This window comes from Aquimarina megaterium XH134, assembly GCF_000520975.1.
In the GTDB taxonomy this organism is placed as follows: Bacteria; Bacteroidota; Bacteroidia; order Flavobacteriales; family Flavobacteriaceae; genus Aquimarina; species Aquimarina megaterium.
The window spans coordinates 261,371-273,800 of record NZ_JACB01000001.1 but is presented as its reverse complement, the minus strand read 5'-3'; the positions used below and the strand labels follow the sequence as shown (position 1 = coordinate 273,800).

Here is a 12,430-nt window from a genome sequence, read left to right as displayed (position 1 = left end):
TTATTTTTTAAATGTGAAATGTTGGTCCAAATACTTTTTTCCAGTAATAAACAGTCTTCTCTTTTGTAGTAGCCGCTAATGCAGCATCTATGGCGTCACCTGCATCAATAGCAGCATCTACAATTAAATCTGCTTGAGCTTTTGTATAAAGCTTTGCAGCATTATTTTCTTCGTTAACAGGGTCTATTATTTGAACAGGTTCTGAAAATGAGCCAATACTACTGTAAGGATAATAGTCATTAAATGAAATTTGCTCTCTTATATCTGTTTTAGCTACATAGGTGAAAAAGCTCTGAAGAGCTTCAGGATAATCTGAAAAATCTCGACCATTATCCGCAAGTTTTGCAAAAATTAGTTCAATCATAAAGGACTTGAACTTAAACTTTGGATTTTCATTTTTCAAATTTCTTGCCCAGTATTTTGCAAGTCTTATCACTTGAGCAAAATGAGGGTTATTTTTTGATTTCCGTGCTTTGATAAATTCTATATGGAATGGGATATTCGTTTTTAAAAACGAACCATCCTCTTGACTAACAAGATCCCCATACCAATCAGGGTCATCATAATAAAGTATTGGTACTATATCTACATCTAACCCAGTTCCTTTAAAGGAAACTTGAACAGAATATGTTTGTGGAACCACTTGATCTGGGCTAAAATTAGGGAAAGCCTTTCTTAGTTTTTCTGCTAAATAATCTAGTAATTCTTTAATACTAGATGGTGCAGAATCAACTTTAATGTAACACCCAACATCGATATCATTGATTGATCTAAGAGCAGTACTTTTTGCAAGACTACCAGAAATAATCATTCTTTTTAATACAAAGTCTGGATGATCATTTAAATAGTTTTTAAGTTTTTCTCTCAACCGATTCGCCTGTGCTCTATATTCTTTGGCTTTATCACTGGGCAGATTAACTGTGTTTACTGCCCAATTTGCCATATCCTTTTGTGAAACGTGTTCTCTTCCCATAATTTAAATTTGTTATTTTATGATGACAAGAACGTCACATTTGGAAGGGTTTTCAATACCTTGATGAAGGTATATTTGAGTTTGAAACACGAAATTTTATTGAATTGAGATGACGAAGAAGATAAAATTGGCAGATAATAGTTTTCATGGTATCAAGTGCTAAGTATTTTCTAATCTTTATATAAATTTTGAAGTTTTAATAATGTCATGGCGTTATTGTATAAATGTGGAACTACATTCGCATATGTTAGTAGATGTTTATTAGGTATATTTTTATATTCTAAATGATGTGAAGGAAAAAATTGATCATTGGAATAATACAAGACTCCGATTCCTCTATTTAAAAACTCTTTGGTAAGAGGTATCATATCATCATCTAAGCAAGTTTTATCCCATTTTCTTCCATCAGCGCTTGAATTATCAAAGATGACTAATTCAAAATCTGTAGGATGCGGCCCTTTTTGATTAACTAATTCATTTTTTATTTGCTTATAGGTTAACTCTTTGATATTTATTTGAGTACAGTTGAATTGTACTTTTGAGGATCCTTTTATAAAAATTCGTTCTAAATCTTCATTTACTGGAGTCGTGACTTCATTTACCAACAATATTTTGGATTGAGCTCTTAACTCTTCATTATCTCTTTCTGAATTTTTAATGTGCAGTATGGTTCTAATTTCTGCTTCTTTGACACTATTGATAGATTTTTGAAATTTTCTTTTTATCGTTTTATCTAATCCAAAAATCCCTAAAAAAGTTAAAATTAATGCTATCAATACTCCCTGAATCCCTACTTTGGTAATAAATAGATGTTCAATTTTATTTTCATTAGTAATGGTACGTTTTGTATTTTCTAGAATGTCCTTATTCAATGAGTTGATCTCTTTATTTATTTTTTGTTGAATGAGAATTTCTGAATCATTTGTTTGCAATAAAGTCTCCTGAACTGGATTACTATCTTGTTCCGCCATTAAAAGCATGGTAAAGTTTATTGCTATGATGAATGTTATTTTTTTCATTAGTTTTTCATTTAAAAAATTGAATCTTATTTTTTTTCTGGATGGATCTTATGGTTGTATGGAATACCTAACTCTTCTAAAAGCTCAACAAGAAATACCACACTTACTCCGTAGTTTGCTCTAAATTCAGTGTATTCTTCAGAAGTTCCTGCATAATGAATTCCCAGTACTTTTCCTGATTTAAAATCTAATAATGGTGAACCTGAATTTCCTCCCCAAGTTGTACAATCGTGTTTGTAGATGTAATTGGAAATTGATGTTCTAAAAAATGCACCCGGTGCAAACTGTTTCACTCCTGAGACTCCATTAAAAAAGGTATTTCGTAATTCTTCACTTTTACTACAAGCTGGATATCCTACAACATAAATATCTTCTTTCAATGTTGGAGGCGTATAAGAAAGTTCTAATCCTTCAGGTAGTTGATGCTCATTATGATTTATAGTTTGTACTCGTAACAAAGCAATATCTAATTCTGATTTTTTAGTAATGTGAATTACTTCTTTGATGTCAAATTCAAGTTCTTCACGAGTATCATGCTCTTCTTTAAAATCAATTTTAACTCCTAATGGACGCCTTCTATGACTTTCCTTTATTTGGAATACTCCTTTTTCTTTTTGTGAAGCAAAATGCTGTGCTACATGTCTATTCGTTACAATAATATCCGTATCATAAAGTAGCCATCCTGTGCCTGCCCATTTTCTTCTATCATCTCCTGTAATTTCAATACGTCCAACAGCAGGAATCACTTTTGAAATCGTATCTATATTTTCTGCTATGTGTTTTTCCCAAGATGTTGTAATCGCAATATCAATTTGATCATTATTAATCAGAAAGACTGGACGATCGACTGTTTTTATAATACTTTGTTCTGCACGCTTGTATAAGTCTATTTCTTCAGCTATTCCGTCAATGGAAGAGTTGAAAAGCATATCAATTATATGTTTATCCTCATGGTCATTTAGAAATGTTTGTAGGCTTTCAAAGAAGGTTTTGTCATTGGTAAAGTCAACATGAAGTTCTATACTTCGAATAATTTCTTTATTATTATAATATGCCTTTAAATTGGCTAAGACTTCTTTAGGAGATTTTACTGAATTTTCGTTTTCTGAAGCTTGTTTTTGTGTATCCATTATACTTGTTTTTGTAGGATGGCAAGTACGTAAAGAGGCACAAAAATGGCAATACCTTGGTGAAGGTATATTTAACTAAGTCAGGTAATAGTGCTTAGTCAAAGTCATAACCTCTATTGAGCACATAACTCAATAGGGCATCTCGACCTTTGAGGTTTAATTTCTTTGTAATGTTTTTACGATGAGTTAATATTGTATGTTTACTAACAAATAGTTTATCGGCAATCTCTTGACTACTCATTCGCTGACCTATCAGCTCTAAGATCTGGTTTTGCGTTTTAGTAAGAAGTTTTTCTTTTTTTATTTCTGCCGTAGAACTTTCATCTTCTAATGGTAAATCAGAATCATAATAAGTTTCACCAGCATATACTGCTCTAATGGCTTCTAAAAGTATAGGTAAGCGAGCATTTTTAAGTAGATATCCTTTGGCGCCCGCAGCTATCATCTTATTGACAAAATCTCGTTTTCTAAACATTGTAAACGCAATGACTTTGATATGCGGATATTTTGCTGTGATTTGGTTTGTGGCTTCAATGCCATCTACGTTTGGCATTCTGATATCAATAATAACAATATTTACATGTCTATTCCTCTCTTCTAAGAATTCTAATAAAGCAAGTCCGTCATTTACTTTGCCAATAATATTAATATCTTTTTCAAATTTGAAAAAAACATCAATGCCATCTATAAGGCTATTATGGTCTTCTGCAATTACAATGTTAATCATAGCGGTATCTCTATTATAAATGTGCTTCCTTTATTGGGATTAGAATCAATAGATAATTTTCCTTTTAAGTCCTCTACCTTTTTCTCCATACCATACAAGCCTAACCCTTTTTGTTTTTTTATTTGCGTTGTATCCAACCCAATTCCATTATCTTCTACGATGATGGTTATAGAATTTTCATCGGCTGTAATATCTACTGAGACCTCTGAGGATTTCGAATGTTTTACAGCATTAGTGATCAATTCCGTGGTCATTCTACGTAAATCGTTTTCTACGGACATATTAATAATATTGGAAGTCCCATGACTTTGTACTTCAATAGATAATTGATTACTTTCATTGATGATAGCGGCAAAATCTTTAATGATATCGACCCAATAACCAGAATTTCTAGATGCCGAATCTTCCAGATGTGCCATATTTCGTACTTTTTGATAGGCTTCATCTAATAATTTTCTTGTTTTGGATATTAAACTCTCTTCTTCTTCTTGAAAACGATCCTTACTAGCTTTAATATTATCAAAACTCTGGTGAATTGCTATGATCAATCCTCCTAAATTATCGTGCAATTCTCCTGCAATTCTTTGTCGTTGACGATCTTTTTCTTCATTGCGTGCGTCAATTGCTTTCAATTCTTTTTCTTTTTCTGCAAGTTGTTTTTTACTCCTATAATACATTATAAGAAATGTGCCTATTATAACCACTACAATTAAAATACTTATGGCCAAATATGAACGATTTTTATGTCTTATACGTTCAGTGTCTAATACTAAATTTTTTTGAGATAATTCTGCAGTCTCTAGTAGAGTTAGGATAGCATTTTGTTTACTAATATTGATACTATCCCTGTAAGCAACCATTTTTTTATAGTATACAAAAGCTGAATCTATCTCATTTAAATTTTCATAATTCAAGGATAGATATTGATATAATCCTCTTTTTCTATTATAAATATTTTCTTTAATGGGTAAGGCTTCTGCCTTTAAAAGGGCAGCGATAGCTTCATTATAATTTCCTTGTAATGTATATGTATACGCTTTTGTTTTCAAAGAAGATTCCATCCGATCTGGAGAATCTAAGATATTGGCATAATATAGCATACTATCTATATGAACTCCGACTTGCTTCAAATCAGCAGTATAACTTTGATAGAAGACTGCCTTATAATTATGCAATTTGTACAATGCATCTGGGGTTCCAATGGTATTTGCATAAAGGCTAGCCTTTTTTAAATGAAAACGAGCATTTTTAGTGTTTTTAGGAGAAATTCCTAAAAAGCTTAACCCTAAATGTGCAGTAAGTAATTGTTCCGCATTGTCATTCTGATTTGCATTTTCGAAAAACGTTTTTAGATAAGACTCTCCGTCATATTCTAAGAAATCTTGAGAAACTAAAGTGTAGTGTAGATCATAATTAATAGCATTTGCCATTTTTATATTTCCGCTTGCACTGAATAATTTTTGAGCTTTCAGCTTTAGAGCATAGGCTTTTTCTTCTTGATTATTATATCTGTAGGTATCCGCAAGTATATAATAATACCACGCTTTATAAGTTTGAGGAAGTAGAGTACTATCTACTTTTTTAAGAGAAATAAATGCTTTTGCTATGTTGCGTTGTTTGAGTTGTAATTTTCCCTGATAATACCAATGTAGGCTACTGTCTTTACCGGGTATGTGTAATCGTGCGAGTTCACGTTTAAAAATAGTATAATTTTTACTAGCTAGTAGCGAATCTATGGAATTTACCTGAGTAAAGACTTTATTAGATAAGAACAAGCAATATAGCAGAAGCAAGTATTTCAAAATTTGAATTTTTGAGTGTTAATTTACGACTATTTATGCAGGGTCCAATACACCTCCACCAACTGTCCTAGGCTCTTCCTCTTCTTCAGTTATATTAACAGATTTTCCAACTATAAAATCTTGGAGAAGTTTTAGGTTATAATCGTAGTCTTTTAAAGAAGTATCAAAAGAAACATGATGTTGAACAAAAAAACGATAAATATGAATATGCCAATCTTCAAAATCTTCATCATGAACTGTAATTACCAAAATTTTATTATTTGGGAAACGTGTATGATTAAAAACAGAATCTAGGGATAATGTTTCTCTATCCCAATCTAAATTCTCAGTAGCTAGTTTTCTACGATCTGTTGGATGTCCATGCTTATAGATTGTAAGCATGCAAGAAATGTTTTTACTTGAAATATCATAACAATTTCTAAGTTTGAGACTATATACATTTTCCGATTCAGATAAATCAATGATTGGAATTTCAGTAGCTATTTCAATTGCATTATTCTTAGTACAATAGGTTCCTCTGCTGTAAAATGTTTGTTTGTGTTCTGAGGTTTTTAAAGGTGTCATTTCTTTCATGATCTTATGATTATAAATTATACCTCAAAACTAAATTTTATGAGCTTTGCAAAACATACCTTGGTGAGGGTAAATCTTGAGTGGAGCTTATTGAAGTTTGAAATTACAAATAGGTACTTTATAAAAAAGTACCTATTTTAAGTACCCATTTGTAGGTGTTTGCAAGTTTTTAGGTACTTCATAAAAGTTAAAACAATGATAATCAGTGTGGTTTTAGTGCAACCGAAATGGCTCATAACCCGAAGGTCACAGGTTCGAGTCCTGTTCCCGCTACTAGTAAAATCAAGCCTTCACAGAAATGTGAGGGCTTTTTTCATGTTTTCTGTGAAACAGAGGATTAGTAGGGATCAAGGATCATGCCTAAATGTTGTGTTTAGGTAAAAATACTGGTTAATCTAAAGAGAATATTTGTTCTAAAATATCTAATAATTAGATAGCTACATTGTTAATGAAGACGGAGATGCTATGTGTCGAAATACAATGTCATTGCATAACGGGCAGGGTCAGCGTAAATACCTAAACCACACAGAGAGTTTACGTTTTTTGACTTTAACCCAAGAGTGTCAAAGAGATACCAAATTTTTTGGTCAGCTTATTTATTACACAAGTGCTCGATTGAGCGAAATATACAATCTAACAGTAGAAAGTATTGATTTTTCTAACAAAACGGTCGTGATTGAAGCCTTAAAGAGACGACAGCGAGGTGTATATCTTGAAATCCCAATACCGAATTGTTTTTTGAGAGAACTTGAAGACTATATAACTAGTTTGAAAGATGGAAAGAACTTATAGTCATTTTCACTTCGCACGGCTTCAAGACGATTAAAAAACTAATGGATAAAGCCAACATAAACTGGGAGAGAAGTTGTGCACGAGGATTATGCCATGATTTTGCAGTTTATGCGGTGAGTAAAGCCCCAATTACCTTAGTTAAAAAATGGTTGGGTCTGCCACATTGGAAACTACTGAAATCTACTTAAATATACTGGTATGGAAGAGCGAGAAATTGCAAGTCGGCTTTGGGAATAGTGATATTTTCTTTTCGGTGCTATCTAAAAATAAGTGATTTTTATACTACATGATTATATTTAATTTGGTAGTTATTTGTCTGATAACTTTTGCTCATAATAAACTTATATAGTTCATTAATTTTACCTTACAATTTTAGGACTCTTTTGGCATTTCTTACTATAGGCCCTAACAATTGTGCATTTTTTTGTTTTTGACTTGGAAACACATTAATTTGATTGATTTTATGAAAGAAAAAAGAAAACTCATGATGTGTTAAAGACATAATTATTGTTTCAAGTTTTCTTTTTACGAATAGCCTATTAATTTGATATTGAAAGGTAAACTTATACTTTCCAGTAGCATTTAGAAAATAAAACAAATGAAGCAGAATTTCTGATAAAAATACTTTCTCTATGGAACTTGTGTTTTTTATTGATTTTTTGTTCAAAATTTTATTCATCGTTTTTATTGTGTTCTCTATTTCCTTATAATATTTAACCATCGAAATAAATAACTTATTAAGATTATTTATTTGTGATGCTTCTATTAAATCCAGTGCGGTTATGATCATTGTGTATATAAGAGGTCTTATTTCTTCTATAGTTCTTTTTTCCGACTTGTCAATATTTCTAGAGTTAACCAGTTGATTAATATCTACACTCTTATTAGAGGCGTAAGCATGTAATCTACTCAATGGGAAATAAGTATGCGCAATGATTGCATCAAACATAGGGGATACAAACTTGAATTCATGATCAAATTCGCGGTCAATAATTAAGAAATTTAAAGTATAAGCAATTCCAGAGGTAAATACGTACCCAGCTTTATCAACTAAAGCATCTTTCATTCTATAATGGACTGAGATATAATCTTTCTTGGGGTCTAAATCAGAGAAATGAATTCCTGGAGATTGAAAAGTCACTATTTGATCAATATTTTGATATAGTTCGATGGGTAACAAGGAAGCTGTTAACTGTGCCAATGCGCCCCCTAAACTGTGACCTGTCAGAATTATGCCCTTACTACCGAGGTTTTTCACCCATTTTTTTATCTCATTTTCATTTTTATCATATTGGATTTTACCTACTGACCTTTTATTGATATCTGACTTTATATCAGAAATGCTTGGTTCAGTTCCTCTAAACGCAATAACATTGACGTTAATATCTGAACTTGGTCCCGGTCTTATTCCAACCATTTCAAATCCTTCTTTGCCTTTGAAGAAAGTTACTTTAGATAAACCATATTCGCCTTTTATATTCTGTATTTTTTTCTTATCATTTTTATCTTTAGGGGAAAGATAAACGAGATTGTGGGCCATCACCTCTAGCGCAATGTCCTGTTTCCAAATTTTTTCAATAGGCAGAGAAGTTCCTTCAATATATTTATATTTTCCCATTAGATAAATGTTTAGCAAATGACTTATACAGAATCTTTATAGAATCACTATTGATTCAAATCCAAAACATCCCCAAACTCACCACCAACACCGCCCCACTTCAACTTCACCTGAAAGTTGCCCGTACCATTGGAAGAAATAGCCATGTTGTCGTCATCCAAAGCCTGAATGTAAAAGCTGACTTCAACTTCAGAGGGCGTTTCCGATTTTGGTAGTTTGCCCATGCCATTGCTCATCATTTGGGAGACTTGTTTAATGGTGCCAAAGGCATTTTCAAGGTTAAAACTAATACCTGAAGATGCCGTATTTGTATCTATTTTGACTACCTCCATATTGATGGAGTCGTTGGGTGTATTAAAGGTTTTGTATTCAGGCATGGTTATAGATTTTAGTTAGTGTCATGGTCTGAGTTTGATTCTTCTCTTTTAAGTCTTATTAAATTGGTAGGAACACGTACTAGAAAATCATGATCTTCATCTGCTGATATATCCTCATCTTTCTCAGGCAACGGAATTGGTATTAAATTTTGATTGGCTGGACGGTCAAAATCAGCCATGAGTTCTTTATAATACTTTTCGTTGGTTCTTAGTTCTTGAAGAAAATCTTCTGCTCGTTCCCTTTCATCTAGAGTCATCGAATCGTTCTCTTCCAATGCGGTTTCATATTTATCAATTTCATTTAACAGTGATTCTAAGTAGTCATAAATATTGATGTTGGTTTTTAATATTTCTCTGAAATCCAATCCATAAACCCCAAGAATATTCATCAACATGATTTGTGCGGTACCCTCTAATTTTACGGGTAATAATACTCGTGCTGAGCCTGCTTTTAAAAATTCTTCAAATAAAGGGTCAGAACTGGTCAATGAATCAATTTCTGATTTTGAAAAGGTAAATTGGGCATTAGCTACATTATACGGGGTCTCATTTGTACTCCAAAAAGAAGAGTAGAGCTGGTAAGTCATATTTTTCCAATCAAAAGTTGTTTCAAAAAACTTAATCAACTGAGCATTTTTTTGCGCTTCTTTAATCCGCATTCTTGGCCCTATATTTTGATTGGCTTGATCTAAATCTGTATCTAAAAGATTGTTTTCAAAATCACTGTCTCCCAGCCATAAGGCTATGCATGAGCGTTTAAGTTCATCTTTGATGATTTCCTTATTAATAACAGGGTTATTGCCCCCTATAGATACAGCTTCTTGTATCTCCAACTCTGCCATTTTTTCTTCATAGTCCAAAAGTTGGCGATTATACTCTTGCATCACGGCATCATAGGTTTCGAGTTGCCATTTTTCATAGAGTTCAGCTGAGAGACTACATTCTACCTGTATATTGATGAACAAACTGTAATGTCCTTTAAAGTATATGTTTTTTGTACCCTTTAATAGATCGTTTGGGTCTATTCTTTCTGTTCGTTTTAATGGTCTTCTAAACTTTATTCCAATTGGCAATTTATCTTCAATACCCCCGACCGAGTATTCCATTACCGAATTTAAATCTATTTCCGATGGTAAATATTTGTTAAAATATCTTCTTTCAATATTACCAACTACTACCTGAAAAATATCTCTTTTAAGACCGTCGCCGAAGAAACCAATTTTCGAAAATGCTTTGACAGTTTTATACCCTTTAGGAATCTGTACTTCTCCCACAAGGCTATAGTCATGAGAGTCATCATTTTGTTTTTGGGAAATATCTTTTTGAAATTGTCCTGTTATTATTGTTTTGTTTGGAGGTGGTGGCTTAACCGAAGGAGCTGCAATAAAACCATTCAGCATGATTGCCCGATAATTTTCTCTTGTGATTTGAGATGGAAATCTTAATTTCTCCATTCTCAAAAAATAACCATTTTCATCGCCAATAGGTATTTGAGGGAAATCAGGTTTTTCAGGAACATCTTTATGTTGTTGTTTAAGTGCATCTTTATACAAATAGTTTATAGAAGGTTGAGGAATAACAAATTCGTAAAATAAGCGTTTGCTTAAGGTCTTTATTTTGGTGTAGTATGTTTTATCCAACCATCGGTATTCTCCAATGACATGACCATTTCCTACATTATCAAAGCCATGTTCGTTGCGTTCTTCAAACTCTTCTAAAATTCTACTGGTCTTGCTTTGACCTACCTTTTCCTTTATTTTTTCTACTGATTTTTGGATGATTTCCTTAGCATAGTTAGAAGCTTCTTTTTGTACCTCTTCGCTAGAACTACTGGTGGAAAAACCTACGTGTGCGCTAAATTTTACTGGGCCAAAACCTCCAGACACTTCTACTCCAGCCTCAAACTTGGTTTCTGATTTAATGGTTTTTTGAGACTCTTTCTGTAATTCGAAACGTTCCGTGGTCTCTAAGTGTTTTTCACTTTCCAGCTCTCGATCTTCTTCAAAAGAGGTAAAGTCCTCTATTTGGCGTAACCTTCGGTGTGAGCGTTTACGGTACTCATTGGCCATAATGTTTTCAATATGGGCAATCTCACCATCTTCATAACCCTTTAATTGCTGCTTTACAACACGTAACTCACCTATGCCAATAGGTTTCACTTTAGGAATCATACTTCAATATTTTTAATGGTTTTTACAAAACGCCCATTTTTAAGTTCAAAGCTTTCAACTAAAGAAAGCCGTCCAATTTCGCCCATTAGCGTAGCTATCTTATCCGTCAATTCGTTGTGTAATTCTGTTTTGGTCTTATTGCCCGACAATAGTTGGTTTTGCTTTATAAGTTCCTTTTCAATCTTGCTAAAGTCCGTAGAGGTTATTGTCTTACTTGTTCGTAATTGTTTTTGGTAGGCTTCCGTTTCTTTTTGGAATTTGTCCCATTCTTCCTGATTTAAAACTGTGGAATTATCTACATCCATTTTAAGTTCAGGTGTTATAGGGGCAATAATTTTGTCTATTTTTCCTTTCGTGATGGCATCTAATCTAGACCTCACTTGGGTCAATCCATTCAAGTTTTCTTTTAAAGCTTTTAATTTTTCTTTTCGTTCTTTTAAAGGGTCTTTCTGCCGTAGCTCTTCTTTTTTTATGGCTTGCTTCAACATGGGATGGGTGTAAAACAAAATATTGAGTATTGGGCGATACTCTTCAAAATGTTCAATCAAATTAGCGACTTTTTTCTTGTTTTTTTCAAAAAAAAGGAGGTGATATATTTTTATCCAAAAACTTATTTTTTTCAAAGACGATAAAGAAAACTTTCCTTCCATCAACTTCATGGTGTAAAAACTGTCCCACAGGTTATTATAAATGCTTACGTAGAACTGTTGGTTTGAAGAGAGAAGCGGGGAAGTGTCATTTTGGTTGCCTCCAGTCAAAGTTTGACGAAGATTTTCCAATAATTCATCATTGCCGACTGACCTATCGTTTTGCAATAGTTCCTTTAATTCAGAATATTTAATATCCTCATCTTCTAACGAGGAGATTAATTTTTGAAACTCTTCGGAGTAGTAAAATTCTTTTGCCGCAAGTAATCGAGATTTTTCAAAAGGAATACCCTGTTGCTTGGTTTTCATTTCCGCGTTTTTGATAAGCGCGGATTCATTGTTGTTAGAAAGAATCTTTTTCTTTTTCCGTTCCTTAGTTTCGGTTTCTTTGAGCGGCGGTCTAACATGTACAAATTGGAATACGGAATCTAAATTCATATTACTTTGAATTAATAAAACTTACCTATCATTTTGGATACAATCAATTGTTTAACTAAACAATTGAACTTTAGAATAATATTTTTTACAAAGTTCAAAAATAGTCACATAAGCCTTTAAACACATATGTTGCAGAAACTTGTAATTTTCGTGCAATTTCACT

Annotated in this window: 12 protein-coding genes; 2 read left to right on the top strand and 10 right to left on the bottom strand. The window is 32.7% G+C overall.

Features of this window, described 5'->3' with window-relative positions; all coding sequences use genetic code 11:
• Window positions 1-7 precede the first annotated feature (7 nt).
• The 6 genes from Z053_RS0101115 to Z053_RS0101090 form a co-directional block, all read right to left on the bottom strand.
• Window positions 8-973, bottom strand: coding sequence for a CBASS oligonucleotide cyclase (locus tag Z053_RS0101115; protein WP_025663188.1), 966 nt, complete (start codon window positions 971-973; stop codon window positions 8-10).
• A 170-nt stretch (window positions 974-1,143) separates the two neighbouring features.
• Window positions 1,144-1,992, bottom strand: a complete 849-nt coding sequence (locus Z053_RS0101110; RefSeq protein WP_025663187.1) for a hypothetical protein — start codon at window positions 1,990-1,992, stop codon at window positions 1,144-1,146.
• A gap of 26 nt (window positions 1,993-2,018) precedes the next feature.
• Window positions 2,019-3,122, bottom strand: a complete 1,104-nt coding sequence (locus Z053_RS0101105; RefSeq protein WP_025663186.1) for a trypsin-like serine peptidase — start codon at window positions 3,120-3,122, stop codon at window positions 2,019-2,021.
• A gap of 94 nt (window positions 3,123-3,216) precedes the next feature.
• Window positions 3,217-3,849 (bottom strand): response regulator, encoded by a 633-nt coding sequence (locus tag Z053_RS0101100; protein ID WP_025663185.1) that lies wholly within the window; start codon window positions 3,847-3,849, stop codon window positions 3,217-3,219.
• On the bottom strand, window positions 3,846-5,651 hold the full coding sequence (locus tag Z053_RS0101095) for a sensor histidine kinase (protein WP_152538236.1): 1,806 nt from the start codon (window positions 5,649-5,651) through the stop codon (window positions 3,846-3,848). The genes Z053_RS0101100 and Z053_RS0101095 overlap by 4 nt, the downstream gene beginning before the upstream one ends.
• Before the next feature lie 33 nt (window positions 5,652-5,684).
• Window positions 5,685-6,224 carry a hypothetical protein gene (locus tag Z053_RS0101090; RefSeq protein ID WP_025663183.1) on the bottom strand — a complete coding sequence of 180 codons (540 nt, stop codon included), beginning with the start codon at window positions 6,222-6,224 and terminating at the stop codon, window positions 5,685-5,687.
• A 465-nt stretch (window positions 6,225-6,689) separates the two neighbouring features.
• Here Z053_RS0101090 and Z053_RS32170 point away from each other — a divergent pair, with 465 nt between their 5' ends.
• Window positions 6,690-7,016: a tyrosine-type recombinase/integrase gene (locus Z053_RS32170; RefSeq protein ID WP_035094584.1), complete on the top strand. Its 327-nt coding sequence runs from the start codon at window positions 6,690-6,692 to the stop codon at window positions 7,014-7,016.
• A 41-nt stretch (window positions 7,017-7,057) separates the two neighbouring features.
• Window positions 7,058-7,204 carry a hypothetical protein gene (locus tag Z053_RS31255; protein WP_160170034.1) on the top strand — a complete coding sequence of 49 codons (147 nt, stop codon included), beginning with the start codon at window positions 7,058-7,060 and terminating at the stop codon, window positions 7,202-7,204.
• Window positions 7,205-7,380: 176 nt separating this feature from the next.
• Here the strand turns inward: Z053_RS31255 and Z053_RS0101075 are convergent, their stop codons facing one another.
• Genes Z053_RS0101075 through Z053_RS0101060 form a run of 4 tightly spaced genes read right to left on the bottom strand, consistent with a single transcriptional unit; the run spans window position 7,381 to window position 12,267 of the window.
• Complete coding sequence (locus tag Z053_RS0101075; protein ID WP_025663181.1) at window positions 7,381-8,634, bottom strand: Mbeg1-like protein; 1,254 nt, start codon at window positions 8,632-8,634, stop codon at window positions 7,381-7,383.
• A 47-nt stretch (window positions 8,635-8,681) separates the two neighbouring features.
• Window positions 8,682-9,011 (bottom strand): CU044_2847 family protein, encoded by a 330-nt coding sequence (locus tag Z053_RS0101070; RefSeq protein WP_035094582.1) that lies wholly within the window; start codon window positions 9,009-9,011, stop codon window positions 8,682-8,684.
• An 11-nt stretch (window positions 9,012-9,022) separates the two neighbouring features.
• On the bottom strand, window positions 9,023-11,182 hold the full coding sequence (locus Z053_RS0101065) for a hypothetical protein (protein WP_025663179.1): 2,160 nt from the start codon (window positions 11,180-11,182) through the stop codon (window positions 9,023-9,025).
• Window positions 11,179-12,267 carry a hypothetical protein gene (locus tag Z053_RS0101060; RefSeq protein WP_025663178.1) on the bottom strand — a complete coding sequence of 363 codons (1,089 nt, stop codon included), beginning with the start codon at window positions 12,265-12,267 and terminating at the stop codon, window positions 11,179-11,181. Before Z053_RS0101060 ends, Z053_RS0101065 begins: the two co-directional genes overlap by 4 nt.
• Window positions 12,268-12,430: the final 163 nt, after the last annotated feature.